Source organism: Streptomyces sp. NPDC028711 (genome assembly GCF_055565415.1).
On sequence record NZ_JBVHUJ010000012.1, the window covers coordinates 24646 to 42260 of the forward strand.

The 17615-nt window shown below is 72.5% G+C and carries 12 protein-coding genes; 5 read left to right on the top strand and 7 right to left on the bottom strand.

Translation table 11 applies throughout. The annotated features are described in order from the left end of the window. Positions 1-5: 5 nt before the first annotated feature. The 4 genes from ACZ4VK_RS30125 to ACZ4VK_RS30140 all read right to left on the bottom strand — a co-directional run bounded on the left by ACZ4VK_RS30125 (position 6) and on the right by ACZ4VK_RS30140 (position 5398). Positions 6-1511 carry a sensor histidine kinase gene (locus ACZ4VK_RS30125; RefSeq protein ID WP_468358902.1) on the bottom strand — a complete coding sequence of 502 codons (1506 nt, stop codon included), beginning with the start codon at positions 1509-1511 and terminating at the stop codon, positions 6-8. Next, the gene (locus ACZ4VK_RS30130; protein ID WP_468358905.1) at positions 1504-2160 is read right to left on the bottom strand and encodes a response regulator; all 657 of its coding nucleotides are present in this window, start codon (positions 2158-2160) and stop codon (positions 1504-1506) included. The genes ACZ4VK_RS30125 and ACZ4VK_RS30130 overlap by 8 nt, the downstream gene beginning before the upstream one ends. An 86-nt stretch (positions 2161-2246) precedes the next feature. Continuing rightward, positions 2247-4277, bottom strand: coding sequence for a M4 family metallopeptidase (locus tag ACZ4VK_RS30135; protein ID WP_468358909.1), 2031 nt, complete (start codon positions 4275-4277; stop codon positions 2247-2249). Between the two features lie 224 nt (positions 4278-4501). Continuing rightward, positions 4502-5398 (bottom strand): TetR/AcrR family transcriptional regulator C-terminal domain-containing protein, encoded by an 897-nt coding sequence (locus ACZ4VK_RS30140; RefSeq protein WP_468358912.1) that lies wholly within the window; start codon positions 5396-5398, stop codon positions 4502-4504. Positions 5399-5524: 126 nt separating this feature from the next. Between ACZ4VK_RS30140 and ACZ4VK_RS30145 the strand changes: the two genes are divergently transcribed. After that, positions 5525-7042: an MFS transporter gene (locus ACZ4VK_RS30145; RefSeq protein WP_468358915.1), complete on the top strand. Its 1518-nt coding sequence runs from the start codon at positions 5525-5527 to the stop codon at positions 7040-7042. Positions 7043-7059: 17 nt separating this feature from the next. On the opposite strand, the gene ACZ4VK_RS30150 is transcribed toward ACZ4VK_RS30145, so the two are convergent. From ACZ4VK_RS30150 to glgX, 3 genes are all read right to left on the bottom strand, one after another. Then, positions 7060-8913, bottom strand: a complete 1854-nt coding sequence (locus ACZ4VK_RS30150; RefSeq protein WP_468358918.1) for an ABC transporter ATP-binding protein — start codon at positions 8911-8913, stop codon at positions 7060-7062. Further along, entirely contained in the window at positions 8910-10721 is a 1812-nt protein-coding gene (locus ACZ4VK_RS30155) for an ABC transporter ATP-binding protein (RefSeq protein WP_468358921.1), read from the bottom strand. The genes ACZ4VK_RS30150 and ACZ4VK_RS30155 overlap by 4 nt, the downstream gene beginning before the upstream one ends. Positions 10722-10824: 103 nt before the next feature. After that, complete coding sequence (gene glgX, locus ACZ4VK_RS30160; protein ID WP_468358924.1) at positions 10825-13026, bottom strand: glycogen debranching protein GlgX; 2202 nt, start codon at positions 13024-13026, stop codon at positions 10825-10827. A 214-nt stretch (positions 13027-13240) separates the two neighbouring features. Between glgX and ACZ4VK_RS30165 the strand changes: the two genes are divergently transcribed. The 4 genes from ACZ4VK_RS30165 to ACZ4VK_RS30180 all read left to right on the top strand — a co-directional run bounded on the left by ACZ4VK_RS30165 (position 13241) and on the right by ACZ4VK_RS30180 (position 17349). Continuing rightward, entirely contained in the window at positions 13241-14407 is a 1167-nt protein-coding gene (locus ACZ4VK_RS30165) for a L,D-transpeptidase (protein ID WP_468359500.1), read from the top strand. 221 nt (positions 14408-14628) lie between these two features. Beyond that, on the top strand, positions 14629-15897 hold the full coding sequence (locus ACZ4VK_RS30170) for a L,D-transpeptidase (protein WP_468358927.1): 1269 nt from the start codon (positions 14629-14631) through the stop codon (positions 15895-15897). 110 nt (positions 15898-16007) lie between these two features. Further along, a complete protein-coding gene (locus tag ACZ4VK_RS30175) occupies positions 16008-16775 on the top strand; it encodes an enoyl-CoA hydratase/isomerase family protein (RefSeq protein WP_468358930.1) in 768 nt (255 codons plus the stop codon). A gap of 70 nt (positions 16776-16845) precedes the next feature. Further along, complete coding sequence (locus ACZ4VK_RS30180) at positions 16846-17349, top strand: ATP-binding protein (protein WP_468358933.1); 504 nt, start codon at positions 16846-16848, stop codon at positions 17347-17349. Positions 17350-17615 lie beyond the last annotated feature (266 nt).

The window sequence follows — 17615 nt, forward strand, 5'->3', positions numbered from 1 at the left end:
GTCCGTCACGGCACCTCGGCCTTGTCGGCGAGGTGCCCGTCGACGAAGCAGAGCCGGTACACCGGGATCGCGGCGAGCAGCGTCGACCGGTAGTACCGGCACTCGTCCATGCCGGGCGGCTCCGCCGGTACCGCCTGCGGGGGGCCGTCGAGCGGGTGGTCGGGCCAGTCCTCGGCGGCCTCGTCGATCTCCGTGAGCGTCTGCCCGACGCGGATCCGGTCGTAGTCCGCCGGCTCCAGGTACGACCGGGCCTGCGTCCACAGGGCGACCCCCGCCATCAGCAGGCCGAGCGCCGCGAGCAGCGCGAGCGGGATCCAGATCGCCCGCGCCAGGCCCTTGCGGACCTCGCGGCGGGCCCGGTCCAGTTCCCGGGCCGAGGTGGGCGCGGCGGGCGGCGGCGGCGCGGGAGGGTGGCGGGGGAGGTCGGCGGTCAGGGCGAACCCGCCGTCCTCGGTGGCCCGGTGGGCGAGGGTGCCGCCCGCGAGCCGCACCCGTTCGTCGAGCCCGACGAGACCCGTGCCGCCGCCGGTGCCGCTCCCGCCGGTGCCCGGTCCGCTGATCACCCGGACCCGGACGTTCGCCGCGTCCTGGACGACGGTCACCGAGACGGCGGCGCCGGGCGCGTGCTTGGCCGCGTTGGTGAGCCCCTCCTGGACGACCCGGTGCAGCGCGAGCCCCGACATCCCCGGCAGGGTGGGCACGGGGGTCGGGTCGAGCGTGACGGCGAGGCCCGACGCGCGGGCGCGGGCCGCGAGCTCCTCGACCGTCTCGCCGGGCGGGCTCGTCGGGGCGGCGGCGTCGTCCTCGCGCAGCACGCCGATGATGTCCCGCAGCCGGGCCGTCGCGTCCGCCGCCGCCCGGCGCAGCTCGCCCGCCGCCCGCTGCTGGTCGGGGCCGAGGTCGGGGGAGACCTCCAGGGCGCCCGCGCGGATCGCGATGAGGGCCAGGTCGTGGCCGAGGGAGTCGTGCATGTCACCGGCGATCCGTGAGCGTTCCCGCAGCCGCTCCCGGTCGGCGACGGCGGCCTGTTCGCGCTCCATCCGGTCGGCCAGCTCCCAGCCACTGCGCACGAGCCGGTCGTACTGGCGGACGTAACGGCCGATCAGCCAGGGCGCGACGACGGCGAGGGCGAGCGCGAGCAGCAGCGTGAACCACTGACCGAACGAGGTGTGGGTGACCGCGGTGAGGACCAGACCCGTCGCCGCGATCGCGCCGAACAGCCAGAGCGCCGCGCGGGTGTGCTCCTGGCGCCGCCCCGCGAGATAACCGAAGGCGACGAGCGCCAGGCTGTACGAGGGGGTGAAGAGTTCCAGGGTGGTGGGCAGGCTCGCCGCGACCGTGACCGCGACGGGGACGAGCGGCCACCGGCGGCTGACCGCGACGCAGCCCGCGAGCACCACGAGCCCCACGGCGACCTGGGTCCAGCTGCCGCCGTCGTTCGGGTCCGACCTCAGCAGGACGGGTACGCAGAGCAGCAGCCACAGCACGAGGTCGAAGACGCGCTCACGCATCGGGGACCAGGCCCGCCTCGTACGCGAGGACGGCGAGCTGGACCCGGTTGCGCAGGCCGAGGCGGGCGAGGACGGCGCTCACATGGGCCTTGACGGTGCCCTCGACGACGTAGAGGCGGTCGGCGATCTCCTGGTTGGAGAGCCCCGCGCCGAGGAGGGCGACGACCTCCCGCTCGCGGCCGGTGAGCGGTTCGAGGCGGGTCCGTGCCTCGTCGGCGCGGGTCAGGCGTTCGCCGCCGAGGGTGTCGATGACCCGGCGGGCGACGGTGGGGGAGAGGGCGGCGCCGCCCCCGGCCACGGCCCGGACCCCGGCGATGAGTTCGCGCGGGTCCCCGGACTTCAGCAGGAAGCCGCTGACCCCGCTGCCGAGCGCACGGGCGATGTAGCTGTCCTCGGAGAAGGTGGTGAGCATGACGACGGCCGCGTCGGGCACGGTCCTGCGCAGCTCCCCGGCCGCGCCGAGTCCGTCGAGCCGCGGCATCCGGATGTCCAGGAGGACGACGTCGGGCCGGTGCTCGCGGGCGAGTTCGACGGCCTCGTGGCCGTCGCCGGCCTCGGCGACCACCTCGATCCCGGGGTCGGTGGCGAGGATGGCCCGCACCCCGGCCCTGATCATCGTCTCGTCGTCGGCCAGCAGCACCCTGATCATGCGGTCCAGCCTACGGAGGGGCACGGACGCGCGGGCGCCCGGAGGGAGAAGATCCCTCCGGGCGCCCGCCCCCGCGTACCTCCCGGTTACGGGAAGGTCAGCTTGAAGTTGTTGATGTAGCCGGTGTCGATCGAGGCCTTGTCCTGGGCGCGGAGCTTCCAGGCGCCGTTGGCGACCTCCGAGGAGGCGTTCACGGTGAAGGTCTGGAGGATGTTGTCGGCGCTGCCGCCGGAGCGGTTGCTCAGGCTGTAGACGGAGCCGTCGGGGGCGACGAGGTCGACGACGAGGTCACCGCGGTAGGTGTGGACGATGTCCACGTCGACCTTGAGGGTGGAGGGGGCGTTGCCGGCGATGCCGGTGACGTTGACCGTGGAGGTCACCGCGACGCCGTTGTCCGGGATGGACACGTCGGCCGCGTTCTCGAAGACCTTGCCCACGGGCGGCTCGGTGCCGCCGGGGCGGGTACCGACGTTGACGCCGGCCCAGGCGTGCTGGACCGCGAGCACCTCGGGGCTGCCGGCGCCGTACAGCTCCGTGGCCACCGCGACGGTGCCCGTGCGGGCGCCGGCGTAGTTGGTGGAGGAGTTGAACTTGGTGGTGAGCGCCTTGAACCAGATCAGCGAGGCCTTGTCGCGGCCTATGCCGGTGACGGGCAGGCCGTCGGAGGTCGGCGAGTCGTAGGTCACGCCGTTGACCGTCTTGGTGCCGCTGCCCTCGGAGAGCAGGTAGTACCAGTGGTTGGCCGGGCCCGAGGAGTAGTGGACGTCGACGCCGCCGATGCCGGAGTACCAGTAGTCCTTGGACGAGCCGTCCTTGCTGGGCTTGTCCATGTAGCGCAGCGGGGTGCCGTTGCCGCGGATGTCGATCTTCTCGCCGACGAGGTAGTCGCCCTGGTCCTGGGCGTTGTTGGCGTAGAACTCGACGGCCGCCGCGAAGATGTCCGAGGTGGCCTCGTTGAGGCCGCCGGACTCGCCGCTGTAGACCAGACCGGCGGTGACGGAGGTCAGGCCGTGCGTCATCTCGTGCGCGGCCACGTCGATCGAGGTGAGCGGCTTGGCGTTGTTCGCGCCGTCGCCGTACGTCATGCAGAAGCAGGAGTCCTGCCAGAAGGCGTTGACGTACGCGTTGCCGTAGTGGACCCGGGAGTACGCGCCGACGCCGTCGCCGCGGATGCCGGAGCGGCCGTGCACGTTCTTGTAGTAGTCCCAGGTGAGCGCGGCGCCGTAGTGGGCGTCGGCGCCCGCCGTCTCCAGGTTCGACGGGGTGCCGTTGCCCCAGACGTCGTCGGGGCCGGAGAAGAGCGTCCCGGTGCCGGACGTACCCCGGTTGAGGTTGTACGTCTTGTGGTTGCCGCGGGTCGTGTCGGTGAGCGTGTACGAGGGCGCGGTGCCGAGGGTGACCGTGCCGCTGTACTGGGTGTTGCCGGTGCCGGTGTGGACACCCTCCCACTCGTACAGCTTCGCGCCGGTCCTGGCGTCCGTCACGACGTGCAGCTCGCTCGGGGTGCCGTCGTGCTGGATGCCGCCGACGACGGTCTCGTACGCGAGGACGGGGGCGCCCGAGGCCATCCAGACGACCTTGCGCGGGGCGCGCTCGGCGGCCGTCTCCTTCGAGCCCTCCGCCTTGGCGAGGCCGACGGCCTGCTTCTCGGCGGCGGCCGGGGTGACGGTCGCGGTGAGGTCGACGTTCTTCAGCTCCGCGCGGGAGGACTTGGTCACCGCGGTGGTCGCGCCGGCCTTGGACTCGGCGACGATCAGGTCACCGCCGAGGACGGGCAGCCCGGCGTAGGTGCGCTCGTAGCGCGTGTGGGTCGTGCCGTCGCGGTCCTGCACGACGTCGCGGACGACCAGCTTCTCCTGGGCGCCGAGGCCGAGGGACCTGGCCGTGGCGGCCTTGTCGGCGTCGGCCGCCTTGATGAGCGCGGTGCGCTCGGCGGGGGTGAGGTCGGCGGGGAGCTTGCCGGGGTTCGCCGAGGTGCCCTGCTGGGCCTTGGGGGCGATGGTCCAGGGATCGTCGGCCGCGGTGGCGGATCCGGTCTGGACGCTCACGGCGAGCATGGCGGCGGCAGCGATCAGAGCGCCGGTCGCGGTGGCGCGGCGGCTGGGCGTGGATCTCACGCGGACTCCTTCTTGCGAGGGGGGTACCGGCGGACTGGGTGGGCCCGTCCGGGCGGAGCAAGCAGAGCTGTGGAGCACGTGCGGATGACGCGTTACTCGTTCGGGTGAAGCGGCGAACGGTGATGCGAAGAGCCGGGGAGAGAGTGACAGGGATGACGGGGACCTGTCAGGAGGGTGGCCGGAAGTTGGCCGGAATTCGTTCGCTGCCCGTACGTCGGTGTTCGTTAACCGGACGTTTCGTCGATCATGGACGCGATGCCGTCCAGCGTTCGCCGGAGACCGAATTCGAAGAGCGCGTCCAGGTCCAGATCGAAGTCGGCGTCCCCGGTCACCGAGTTCAGCTCGGGGTACGAGCCGCTCGCCTGGATCGCGTCGAGCCGTGGCTCGTTCTGTTCCATCCACTCGCTGCCGGAGATCCCCGTGTCCTGGCGCGCCTGCTCCTCCAGGTCGTCGGCCATCGACAGGCCCTGGACGTAGGCGAAGATCAGCAGATGCGTGTGGAGCTTCTCCGTGTACGTCAGCGGAGTCCCCCGCAGCGACCGCAGCATCCACTCCAGGTACGCCATCGCGTGCGGCGTCGCGACCGGCCGCGTGAACGAGGCCATCGCGTGCGCCATCCACCGGTGCCGCGCGTACACCCCCCGCAGCCAGCGGGCCCCCCGCTCCAGACCCACCCGCCACTCCGCCGGAACCGGCCCCAGCGGAACCTCCGCACAGGCCGCGTCCGTCATCAGCCGCACCAGCTCCGCCTTGCCCGGCACATGGCGGTAAAGGGTCATCGTCGACACCCCGAGCACCGTCGCCACCCGGCGCATCGTCAGCGCGTGCAGCCCCTCGGAGTCGGCGAGTTCGAGCGCGGCTTCCACAAGGCGCTCCCGCGACAGGGGCTCCGCGTCCGGACCCGCCGGGGCGACGACCACCGTGCCCACGCCCGGCTCGGCCCGCACCAGACCCTCCTGGCGCAGCACCCCCAGCGCCTTCGTGGCCGTCGCCATCGCCACGCCCCACTCCCGGGTGATCGCCCGCGTCGACGGCACCCGGTCGCCCGGTGCGAACTCCCCCGACCGGACGCGGCGGCGGAGTTCGGCGGCGATCGCGAGATAGGGCGGCTGGCTCGTCACGGCGGTGAGCGTACTAGTGCACCTGGACGCCGTACACGTCGGTGACATGGGTCTTCGCGGGCGTGCGGCCCAGGCGTACTAGGGCACGCGTGGCGGTGTACGCGTACGCCCTGCTTCCCTCCCCGCATGACACTCACGACGAACCCCGGCGGCCCGCTCGAACCTGGCCCCGGCGGCCGGTCAGAGGCCGCACCCGCCCGCGCCGGCCGCCGCGAATGGGCCGCCCTCGGCGTCCTGATGCTGCCCCTCCTCCTCGTCTCCATGGACGTCTCCGTCCTCTACTTCGCGATCCCCTCCATCGCCGCGGACCTGCGCCCCGGCGCCACCGGGCAGCTGTGGATCCTCGACATGTACGGCTTCGTCCTCGCCGGACTCCTCGTCACCATGGGCGCCCTCGGCGACCGCGTCGGCCGCCGCAGGCTCCTCCTCGGCGGCGCCGCCCTCTTCGGCCTCGCCTCCGTCGCCGCCGCCTACGCCCACAGCCCCGGCACCCTCATCGCCGCCCGCGCCCTCCTCGGCGTCGCGGGCGCCTGCCTCATGCCGTCCACGCTCGCCCTCATCCGCACCCTGTTCCACGACCCGGCCCAGCGCGCCAGGGCCGTCACCCTCTGGACCACCGTCATGGCGAGCGGCATCTCGATCGGACCCATCGTCAGCGGAGCGCTCCTCGAACACTTCTGGTGGGGCTCCGTCTTCCTGATCAACCTCCCCGCCATGGCCCTGCTCCTGATCCTCGGCCCGATGCTGCTCCCCGAGTCCAAGGGCACCACCGGCGGCCGCTTCGACCTCGCGAGTGCCGCCCTCTCCCTGGCCGCGCTGCTGCCGCTCATCCACGGCGTCAAGGAGCTCGCCGAGGACGGCTGGGCGCCCCTGCCCGCCCTCGGCATCACCACGGGCCTGCTCCTCGCCGTCGTCTTCGTCCGCAGGCAGGCCCGTCTCGCCCACCCCATGGTCGACCTCGACCTCCTGCGCCGGCGGGCCTACGGCGGCTCGGTCCTCGTCAACATGCTCGCCATGGTCGCGACCGTCGGCTTCGCCGTCTTCCTCACCCAGTACCTGCAGTCCGTCCTCGGCCAGAGCCCCTTCGAGGCCGCTCTCTGGAGCCTCGTCCCCGCCGGCGGCGTCCTCGTCGCCGCGCCGGCGGCCGCCGCGCTCGCCCGGCGGGTCGACCGGGGATACGTCATGGGCGGCGGGTTCCTCGTCGCCGCCACGGGCTTCGCCTGCCTCGCCGGGGTCGACCGCGCCACGCCCCTGTGGATCGTGATGGTCGGCGGCGGGGTCTACGCCGCCGGGCTCGTCTCCGCGATGACCCTCGCCAACGAACTCGCCCTCGGCGCCGCCCCACCCGAACGCGCCGGATCCGCCGCCGCCGTCCTCGAATCGGGGCAGGAGCTGGGCGGGGCGCTCGGGATGGCGGTCCTCGGATCGGTCGGCGCCGCCGTCTACACGGCCGCGATGCCCTCCTCGGCCCCGGCCGCCGCCCGGGAGACCCTCGGAGGCGCGCTGGGCTTCCCCGGGCCGGTCCTGGAGGCGGCCAGGGACGCCTTCGTGGACGCGATGGCGGGGGCCGCCGTCGCCGCGGCGGTACTGATGGCGGGCGCGGCCGCCCTGTCGGTGGTCCTGTTGCGGGGTGCGCGGGACTGAGGCGCCGTCGGCGGCCGTCAGCCCACCAGGCTCTCCCGCCACGCCCGGTGCAGGCCCGCGTAGCGGCCCTCGCCCGTGACCAGGTCCGACGGCGTGCCGTCCTCGACGATCCGGCCCGACTCCATCACCAGGACCCGGTCCGCCACCTCGACCGTGGACAGGCGGTGGGCGATGACCACCGCCGTACGGCCCGCGAGGACCGTGTCCATGGCCCGCTGCACCGCCCGCTCGCCCGGTACGTCGAGGGAGCTGGTCGCCTCGTCGAGGATCAGGACCGCCGGGTCCGCCAGGAGGGCGCGGGCGAAGGCCACCAACTGCCGCTGGCCCGCCGAGATCCGGCCGCCCCGCTTGCGTACGTCCGTGTCGTAGCCGTCCGGGAGGCCGGCGATGAACTCGTGTGCCCCGATGGCGCGGGCGGCCCGCTCGATCTCCTCGCGGGTCGCTTCCGGGCGGCCGATCGCGATGTTCTCGGCGACCGTGCCCGAGAAGAGGAACGCCTCCTGCGTCACCATGACGACACCTCGGCGGAGCTCTGGTGTCGCCAGGTCGCGGAGGTCCACGCCGTCGAGCCGTACCGCCCCGTCGGTGGGGTCGTAGAAGCGGGCCAGGAGCTTGGCCAGCGTCGACTTGCCCGCGCCCGTCGCCCCCACGACCGCCACCGTCTGGCCGGGCGGGATCGTCAGGTCGAAGGCGGGGAGGACCTCGCCGCCCGTGCGGTAGGCGAAGCGGACCTGGTCGAAGACGACTTCGCGGCCCGGGCCGCCGGAGCGGGCGGGGAGTTCCCTGGGCGCGGCCGTCTCCGGTACGCCCGGCTCCTGGGCGAGCAGGCCCGCGATCTTCGTGAGGGACGCGGCGGCCGACTCGTAGGAGTTGAGGAACATGCCCAGGCGGTCGATCGGGTCGTACAGGCGCCGCATGTAGAGGACCGCCGCCGCGAGGACGCCCAGTTCCAGGGAGCCCGAGGCCACCCGGTAGGCGCCCCACAGGCACATGCCGGCGACGGCCGTGTTGGCCACGAGCCGTGAGCCGACGACATAGCGGGCCATCTCCAGGAGCGCGTCGCCGTTGCTGCGTTCGTGCCGGACGTTGAGCGCCGCGAACTCGGCGTCGTTGGCCCGCTCCCGGCGGAACGCCCGTACCGGACGGATGCCGTTCATCGTCTCGGCGAACTTCACGATCACGCCCGCGATGGCCGTGGACCGCTCGGCGTAGACCGCTCCCGCGCGCTTCCGGTAGAGGCGCACGAGGAGGTACAGGGGGAGGAAGGAGGCGACGGCCACCGCGCCGATGCCGAGATCGAGCCAGAGCAGCAGGACGGAGATCGACAGGAAGGAGAGGACGACGCCGATCAGTTCCTGGAGGCCCTCGGAGAGCAGTTCCTGGAGCGACTCGACGTCCGTGGTCGAGCGGGAGATGAGACGGCCCGAGGTGTAGCGCTCGTGGAAGTCGACGCTGAGGACCTGGGCGTGGCGGAAGATCCGGCCGCGCAGGTCCAGGAGGACGTCCTGGTTGACGCGGGCCGCTCCACGGACGAAGACGTACTGGAGGAGCCCGGACAGCGCGGCGCAGAGGAGATAGCCGAGCGCCACCGCGACGACCGGGCCGTGGTTCCCGTCCCGGAAGGCCGGGACACCCCGGTCGATGGCGTACGCCACGAGCAGCGGGCCCGCCTGGATCGCCGCCTCCTTGACGAGGAGGACGAGCGCGGCGACAGCGACCCGCGCGCGGTGCGTGGCGAGCAGCGAACGGAGGAGCGCGCCCGTCGCCCCGGGCGGGGCGGGCAGGTCGTCGCGGTCGAAGGGGTCCCCGGCGGGGGCCGGTCCCGCGGGGTTCTTCCGCTCGGTCGGCGGGGTGAGCATCGTGTCCGTCATCGGTCCTCCTCCTTGCCCGCGCCGGACATCAGCCAGGCGTACTCCTCGCTGGTCCGCAGCAGCTCCCGGTGGGTGCCCACGGCCGTGATCCGGCCCCGCGAGAGGAGCGCGACCCGGTCGGCGAGCATCACCGTCGACGGGCGGTGCGCCACGACCAGGGCCGTCGTCTCCCGCAACACCTCCCGCAGGGCCGCCTCGACCCGCGCCTCCGTGTGCACGTCGAGCGCCGACAGCGGGTCGTCGAGGACCAGGAAGCGGGGGCGGCCGACGACCGCGCGGGCGAGCGCGAGCCGCTGCCGCTGACCGCCGGAGAGGCTCAGGCCCTGCTCGCCGACCTGGGTCGCGGTGCCCTCGGGCAGCCGGTCCACGAAGCCGTCCGCCTGCGCCACGCCGAGCGCGCGCCGCAGCTCCGGCTCGCCGGCCCCGTCACCGGCGCCCATCAGGACGTTCTCGCCGACGCTCGCCGAGAACAGCGTCGGCTCCTCGAAGGCCATCGACACCAGGGACCGCAGCCGGTCCCGTTCCATCAGGGCGATGTCCTCGCCGTCGAGGAGGATCCGGCCGCCGGTCGCCTCGTGCAGCCTCGGGACGAGCGCGGTGAGCGTGGTCTTGCCGGAGCCCGTGCCGCCCACGAGGGCGAGGGTCTCGCCGGGGCGGATGTGCAGGTCGATCCCGTCCAGGACGGGCGGGGAGTCCGCGGGGGCGTCCGGGTAGCGGAACGACACCCCCTCGAAGCGCACCCCGCCGGGGCCGTCCGCCGGCGCGCCCGTCCCGGCGGTGTCCGGTTCCACCTCGGCGTCCATCACCTCGAAGTACCGTTCCGTCGCGGTCGCCGCCTCCTGGCTCATCGCGAGCAGGAAGCCGATCGACTCCACGGGCCAGCGCAGCGCCAGGGCCGTCGAGAGGAACGCGACGAGCGTGCCCGCCGACAGGTCCCCGTCCGCGACCCGCACCGTGCCGAGCACCAGGGCCGCCCCGATGGCCAGTTCCGGTACGAAGGTGATGACCGCCCAGATCATGGCGAGCAGCCGGGCCTTGACCAGCTCCGTGCCGCGCAGCTCGCCCGCGAGCTCCCGGAAGGCGCGGGCCTGGCTGCGGTGCCGGCCGAAGCCCTTCACGATCCGGATGCCGAGGACGCTCTCCTCCACGACCGTCGTCAGATCGCCCACCTGGTCCTGGGCGCGGCGCGCGACCACCCCGTACCGGCGCTCGAAGTACGAGCAGACGACCACCAGCGGAACGACCGGGGTGAGGAGCACCAGGCCGAGCGACCAGTCCTGGGCGAGCAGCAGGACGTAACCCGCGAGGATCGTCACGCCGTTGACCAGGAGGAACGTCAGGGGAAAGGCCAGGAACATCCGGACCAGCATCAGATCGGTCGTGCCCCGCGAGAGCAGCTGCCCGGACGCCCACCGGTCATGGAAGGCGATCGGCAGCCGCTGGAGCCTGCCGTACAGATCGGCCCGCATCCGCGCCTCGACGCCCGACAGCGGCCGCGCCACCAGCCACCGCCGGTACCCGAAGAGCACGGCCTCGGCGATGCCGAGCAGCAGGAGGTAGAGCGCCCCCAGCCACACGCCTCCCGGGTCCCGGTCCGCGACCGGTCCGTCCACCATCCACTTCAGGACGAGCGGGATGACGAGCGACAGACAGGACGCGACGATCGCGACGAACGCGGCCGTGAACAACCGCGCCCGCACGGGCCGCACGTACGGCCAGAGCCGGAGCAGCGTCCGCACCGCGGAGCGGTCGTGAGCGTCGGGGGAGTCGGAGGCGGCGGGCTCTGGGGCGACAGGTTTCTCGGGCATCAGGGCCGACCCTACGGTTCACCACTGACACCCCTCATCCGGTTTTCCGGCCGCCCTTCCGGACCGGTGGTCGTACCCGCCGTCAACCGATCGGTTGACGGCCTCACGCCGCCACCCGCAGCAGCACCACCGACCGGCCCCCCACCGTGAGCGTCCCGCCGCCCCGGTGGAGCGTGCCCGGGGGGCCGGACTGGTCCTCGTGGGACGTGTCGACGACCAGTTCGTACGACTCCGCCCAGGGCGGGCCCGGGAGGTGGAAGTCCAGGGGGTGCGGGCCCGCGTGGAGGACGGCGAGGAAGCTGTCGTCGGTGATCTGCTCGCCTCGGCCGTCCCGGCCCGGTATGTCGCGGCCCGACAGGTAGAGGGCGAGCGTGGCCGTGGGGGCGTACCAGTCGCCCTCGGTCATCTCCGTGCCGTCGGCGCCGAACCAGGCCAGGTCCCGCAGCCCGTCCGTGCCCTGCGGCCGGCCGGAGAAGAAGGCCCGGCGGCGCAGCACCGGGTGGCGGTGGCGCAGGTCGAGCAGCCGCTGGGTGAGGGCGAGGAGCTGGGCGCGGCCGGGGTCGTCGGGCAGCGACCAGTCGAGCCAGCCGGTCTCGTTGTCCTGGCAGTAGGCGTTGTTGTTGCCGCCCTGGGTGCGGCCCATCTCGTCGCCCGCGACGAGCATCGGGACGCCGGTGGAGAGGAGGAGGGTGGTGAGGAGGTTGCGCAGCTGGCGCAGGCGGAGGGCGTTGACCCCGGGGTCGTCGGTCTCGCCCTCGACCCCGCAGTTCCAGGACCGGTTGTCGTGGGTGCCGTCCCTGTTGCCCTCGCCGTTGGCCTCGTTGCGCTTGCGCTCGTACGTCACCAGGTCGCGGAGGGTGAAGCCGTCGTGCGCCGTGACGAAGTTGACCGAGGCGTACGGGCGGCGCCCGCCCCAGGCGTACAGGTCGCTGGAGCCGGAGAGCCGGTAGCCGAGGTCCCGCACATCGGGCAGCGCCCCGCGCCAGAAGTCCCGTACGGCGTCCCGGTAGCGGTCGTTCCACTCGGTCCAGAGGGGAGGGAAGGCGCCCACCTGGTAGCCGCCGTTGCCCACGTCCCACGGTTCGGCGATCAGCTTGACCCGGCGCAGGACCGGGTCCTGGGCGATGACCGCGAGGAAGGGCGAGAGCATGTCGACGTCGTGGAAGGAGCGGGCGAGGGCCGCCGCCAGGTCGAAGCGGAAGCCGTCCACGCCCATCTCCGTGACCCAGTAGCGCAGGGAGTCGGTGATGAGCCGCAGCACCTGCGGCTGCACGACGTGCAGCGTGTTGCCGCAGCCCGTGTAGTCGGCGTACCGGCGCGCGTCGGACTGGAGGCGGTAGTAGCCGCGGTTGTCGATGCCCTTGAGGGAGAGGGTCGGGCCGAGTTCGCCCGCCTCCGCCGTGTGGTTGTAGACGACGTCGAGGATGACCTCGATCCCGGCCTCGTGCAGGGCCCGCACCATCCGCTTGAACTCGCCGACCTGCTGCCCGGTCGTCCCCGAGGACGAGTAGCCGGCGTGCGGGGCGAAGTAGCCGATCGAGTTGTAGCCCCAGTGGTTGCGCAGGCCGCGCCGGAGCAGATGGTCCTCGTGCGCGAACTGGTGCACCGGCAGCAGCTCCACCGCCGTCACCCCGAGCCGTACGAGGTGCTCGATCGCCGCCGGGTGGGCAAGGCCCGCGTAGGTGCCCCGCAGGTGCTCGGGGATGCCCGGGTGGAGTTTCGTGAAGCCCTTGACGTGCAGTTCGTAGATGACCGAGTCCTGCCAGGGCGTCTTGGGCCTGCGGTCGTCGGACCAGTCGTCGTCGTCCAGGACGACGACCCCCTTGGGGACGAACGGGGCGGAGTCCCGCTCGTCGCGCACGGTGTCGGCGATGTGCTGCTGCGGCCAGTCCCGGACGTGCCCGTACACCTCGGGCGGCAGCGTGAAGTCCCCGTCGACGGCCCGCGCGTACGGGTCGAGGAGCAGTTTCGCCGGGTTCCACCGGGCGCCCGTCCACGGGTCCCAGCGGCCGTGCACCCGGTAGCCGTACCGCTGCCCGGCCCCGACCCCGGGCACGAAACCGTGCCAGATCTCATGGGTCAGCTCGGTCAGCGGCAGGCGCCGCTCCCTGCCGTCCGGGGCGAAGAGGCACAGCTCCACGGCCTCCGCCCCGCCCGCCCACAGGGCGAAGTTCGTGCCCGCCACCCCGTCGGGGCCGACCCGGCAGCGTGCGCCGAGGGGCGTCGGCGCACCCGGCCACACCGGGGGTCCGGCCCGCTCCGGGGCATGCTCGGATACCGCCTCCTGCTCGGCTGCGCTCGCCACCGTCCCGGCCTCCCGCGGCTCGTCGGGCCCCACGTCCGGGGAGCGACGGCGTCCCGGCCGCCGCTCCCGCGCGTGTCCTCCTCCTGTTCTGCCCGCACCGCCCCGCTCCCAACATGACCCGCACGCACGTTTCCCCTGGAGGGTGGCCGTCGTTGGGCCGAGCGTGACACTTGTATGGAAGCGGGCGAGGTACGCCCTCGCGGTGGCGGGACTGATGGCGGGCCTCGTGGGCTGCACGGGAAACGGCGGCGAACGGGGCATCGACCTGTCCCTGCCAGGCAAGGCGAGGGCCCCCGGTGACGTCATCCGCGTCAGCCCGGAGGACGGCAGCCGCGGGGTGAAGACCGACGGGCCGGTCGAGGTCAGGGTGGACAGCGGACGGCTCGAACGGGTGACCGTCGTCCAGGTGGAGGACGCCCAGCGGACCGAGGTGGCGGGGGAGATCTCCGCCGACGGGCTGCGCTGGCGGCCCCGGCCGGGGGCCCGGCTCGCGCTGGCCGCGAAGTACAGCGTGGACGCGGTCGCGCTCGACGCGCACGGCCGCCGCTCGGCCCGGCACACCACCTTCACCACCGCCGTCCCGGAGAGCCGCTTCATCGGCTACTTCAAACCGGAGAACCGTTCCACTGTCGGCACCGGCATGATCGTTTCCTTCGGCTTCAACAGGCCGATCGAGAACCGCGCCCAGGTCGAGCGGGCCATCCGGATCACCTCGGTGCCGCCGGTGGAGGTCGCCGGCCACTGGTTCGGCAAGGAACGGCTCGACTTCCGCCCCGCCGCGTACTGGCAGCCGGGCACGAAGGTCACCGTCGAGCTCGGACTGCGGGACGTCGAGGGGGCTCCCGGCGTGTACGGCATCCAGCGCAAGACGGTCGGCTTCACCGTCGGCCGCTCCCAGGTCTCCCTGGTGGACGCCGCCGCGCACACCATGGAGGTCAGGAGGGACGGCGAGGTCCTGGCGACGCTGCCGATCACCGCGGGGGCGCCCAAGACCACCACGTACAACGGGAAGATGGTCGTCACCGAGCTGTACGACGTGACGCGGATGGACGGACGCACGGTCGGCTTCGGCGGCGAGTACGACATCAAGGACGTGCCGCACGCGATGCGGCTCACCGAATCGGGGACCTTCCTGCACGGCAACTACTGGGCCTCGCCCGAGACGTTCGGCTCCGCCAACGTCAGCCACGGCTGCGTCGGACTGCGGGACGAGAAGGGCGGCAGCGCGGAGTCGCCGGCGGGCTGGTTCTTCGAGCGGACGCTCATCGGCGACGTGGTGGAAGTGGTCAACTCGCGTGACCGAAAGGTCGCTCCCGACAACGGCCTCGGAGGCTGGAACATGGAGTGGAACCGGTGGAAGGCCGGCTCCGCTCTGCACTGACCCCGTGCCGCCCTCGCACCGCGGTTCAGGAACCCGACCCTCGCCGCTCCCGCACCACCCGGCACGTCCGTGCCCTTAGCAGGTCGATCGGGACGGAACGGTGACATTCATGAGGATCTTTCGTGTCCTGCGGTGTGATTATCTAGCGCCGTGTGCGCGAGTGAATGCGCACGGGGGTGGGGCCCTGGCGGTGCCGGGCCGTGCGAGGGGAGAGAACCACAGTGAACGGGCAGCCGATATCGGGGACATCGGTAGGGGCGAAGGGGCGGCGCGGCCGACGACGCGGGGGCGTCAGGCTCGCGGCACTCGCGACGGGAGCGATGCTCCTGGTGCTCACCGCCTGCGGCGGCGGTGAGACGCCCGGATCGGGCGGTACGGGGGGACAGGGACCGGCGGCCCAGGGCGGCGGCAAGCAGGAGAACGCGGCCTCTCAGGCGGTCGTGACGATCCTTCCGAAGGACGGCGCCGAATCGGTCGCCACCAGCGGGGCCCTCAAGGTCACCGCGGCCCAGGGCAAGCTGACCACGGTCACGGTCGCCGACTCCAAGGGCACGGCGGTCGAGGGCGAGATCGCGGCGGACGGCTCCAGCTGGTCGCCGACCGCCCATCTGGCGGCGGCCACCCAGTACAAGGTCCACGCGATCGCGAAGGACGCGGAGGGTCGCGAGTCGGCGAAGGACACCACCTTCACCACCCTGGTCCCGAAGAACACCTTCATCGGCCACTACACGCCGGAGGACGGTTCGACCGTCGGCGTCGGCATGCCGGTGTCCATCAACTTCACCCGGGGCATCACCGACCCCGACGCCGTCGAGAAGGCCATCAAGGTGACGGCCGAGCCGGCCGTGCGGATCGAGGGCCACTGGTTCGGCAACGACCGCCTCGACTTCCGCCCGGAGAACTACTGGGCCGCGGGCACCAAGGTGACCGTCGAGCTCAACCTGGACGGCGTCGAGGGCCGCCCGGGCGTCTACGGCAAGCAGAAGAAGAAGGTCTCCTTCACCATCGGCCGCCGTCAGGTCTCCACGGTCGACGCGAGCGCCAAGACGATGAAGATCGAGCGCGACGGCAAGATCATCAAGACGATCCCGATCACCGCGGGCGCCCCGTCCACGACCACGTACAACGGTCAGATGGTCATCAGCGAGAAGTACAAGGTGACCCGCATGAACGGAGCCACGGTCGGCTTCGGCGGCGAGTACGACATCAAGGACGTGCCGCACGCGATGCGTCTGTCCACCTCGGGCACCTTCGTGCACGGCAACTACTGGGCCTCGGCGGGCACCTTCGGCTCCGCCAACGTCAGCCATGGCTGCGTCGGTCTCCAGGACGCCCGGGGCGCGGGCGACGGCTCGATGCCGGCGGCCTGGTTCTACGACCGCTCGATCATCGGTGACGTGGTCGTCGTGAAGAACTCCAAGGACAAGCAGATCAAGCCGGACAACGGCCTCAACGGCTGGAACATGGACTGGTCGGAGTGGATCGCGTAGCCGTACGCGGCTAGCCGTACATGGCCGGCCCTACGCGGCCGAAGAGGGGCCCGGTGCTGTGAGCAACAGCACCGGGCCCCTTCGCGTTAACGGACACTAACCTTCCTCCCATGACTGTGAACCTCGAAGTCGCCGAAGGCGTCGGCACGATCCGCCTCGACCGCCCCCCGATGAACGCCCTGGACGTCGCCACCCAGGACCGGCTGCGCGAGCTGGCCCAGGAGGCGACCGACCGCGACGACGTGCGGGCCGTGATCCTCTACGGCGGCGAGAAGGTGTTCGCGGCCGGCGCGGACATCAAGGAGATGCAGGTCATGGACCACGTGGCCATGGTCAAGCGCTCCCGCGCCCTCCAGGACGCCTTCACCGCCGTCGCCCGCATCCCCAAGCCGGTCGTCGCCGCGATCACCGGATACGCCCTCGGTGGCGGCTGCGAGCTCGCGCTCTGCGCCGACTACCGGATCGCCGCCGACAACGCGAAGCTGGGCCAGCCGGAGATCCTGCTCGGCCTGATCCCGGGCGCGGGCGGCACCCAGCGCCTGTCCCGCCTGGTCGGCCCCTCCAAGGCCAAGGACCTCATCTTCACCGGCCGGATGGTCAGGGCCGACGAGGCCCTGACGCTCGGTCTGGTCGACCGGGTCGTCCCGGCCGCCGAGGTGTACGAGCAGGCGCACGCCTGGGCCGCGAAGCTGGCGCAGGGCCCGGCGGTCGCCCTGCGGGCCGCGAAGGAGGCGATCGACCAGGGCCTCGAGGCCGACATCGACACCGGTCTCGCGATCGAGCGCACCTGGTTCGCGGGCCTGTTCGCGACCGAGGACCGTGAGCGCGGGATGCGCAGCTTCGTCGAGGAGGGCCCCGGGAAGGCGAAGTTCGCCTGACGGAATGTCCCGGGGGCCGATCCGTCGGAACGGCCCCCGCGGACGGCTCCGTACGGCCATGATGGGGGGCATGGCGGGCCTGGAACGTAGGGAACAGCCGTGGCAGCGCGGCAGCGCGGCAGCGGCGCGGTGGTCACCGGCCGCGGACGACGAACAGGCCGCCGGCGCAGTGGAGTTGTACGGCAATCCGGCGGACGAGGACGTCCGGCTGCCGTCCCGCCCCGAATCCGCGTGGGTGGCCCGCAGGCTCACCCATCACGTCGTGCTGCGGCAGTGGGGCCTCGGCCCGCAGATCGCCGAGCACGCCGTGCTCCTGGTCTCCGAGCTCGTGGGGAACGCGGTCCGGCACACCGGCGCCAGGGTCTTCGCGCTGCGGTTACAGCGGCGGCGGGGCTGGATCCGGGTCGAGGTGAGGGACCCCTCGCGCGGACTGCCCTGCCTGATGCCGGTGCACGAGCTCGACACGAGCGGGCGGGGGCTCTTCCTCGTCGACAAGCTCTCGGACCGCTGGGGTGTGGACCTGGCGCCGCGCGGCAAGACGACCTGGTTCGAGATGCGGGTCTCCGACCGCTGAGGGCGCCCCTCCCCGCACGCACGGAAGCCCCCGTGCGCCGTGGTGGGGTGCGTGGGGGCTTCCGTGTGGTGCGCCGTGAACGGGGGGGGGTGTATCCACGGCGGCCTATGTCGACCTGGCCCGGGTCAATGGGGGTCGTGTCTCCGACTATGGCAGACAGGGGGCCTTGTCACCAAAAGGCCCTACTGGGGCAATGCAGGGCAAACACGGACAGTTGCATGATGAATCCTTGGTGACATGCAGCACTCGCCTTGCAAACAATGAAT

What these genes read in the sequence shown, in the direction of transcription:
- ACZ4VK_RS30125 (WP_468358902.1), bottom strand. Translation starts at nt 1,511, where the DNA reads ATGCGTGAGCGCGTCTTCGACCTCGTGCTGTGGCTGCTGCTCTGCGTA.
- ACZ4VK_RS30130 (WP_468358905.1), bottom strand. Translation starts at nt 2,160, where the DNA reads ATGATCAGGGTGCTGCTGGCCGACGACGAGACGATGATCAGGGCCGGG.
- ACZ4VK_RS30145 (WP_468358915.1), top strand. Translation starts at nt 5,525, where the DNA reads ATGACACTCACGACGAACCCCGGCGGCCCGCTCGAACCTGGCCCCGGC.
- ACZ4VK_RS30150 (WP_468358918.1), bottom strand. Translation starts at nt 8,913, where the DNA reads ATGACGGACACGATGCTCACCCCGCCGACCGAGCGGAAGAACCCCGCG.
- ACZ4VK_RS30155 (WP_468358921.1), bottom strand. Translation starts at nt 10,721, where the DNA reads ATGCCCGAGAAACCTGTCGCCCCAGAGCCCGCCGCCTCCGACTCCCCC.
- ACZ4VK_RS30165 (WP_468359500.1), top strand. Translation starts at nt 13,241, where the DNA reads ATGGCGGGCCTCGTGGGCTGCACGGGAAACGGCGGCGAACGGGGCATC.
- ACZ4VK_RS30175 (WP_468358930.1), top strand. Translation starts at nt 16,008, where the DNA reads ATGACTGTGAACCTCGAAGTCGCCGAAGGCGTCGGCACGATCCGCCTC.
- ACZ4VK_RS30180 (WP_468358933.1), top strand. Translation starts at nt 16,846, where the DNA reads ATGGCGGGCCTGGAACGTAGGGAACAGCCGTGGCAGCGCGGCAGCGCG.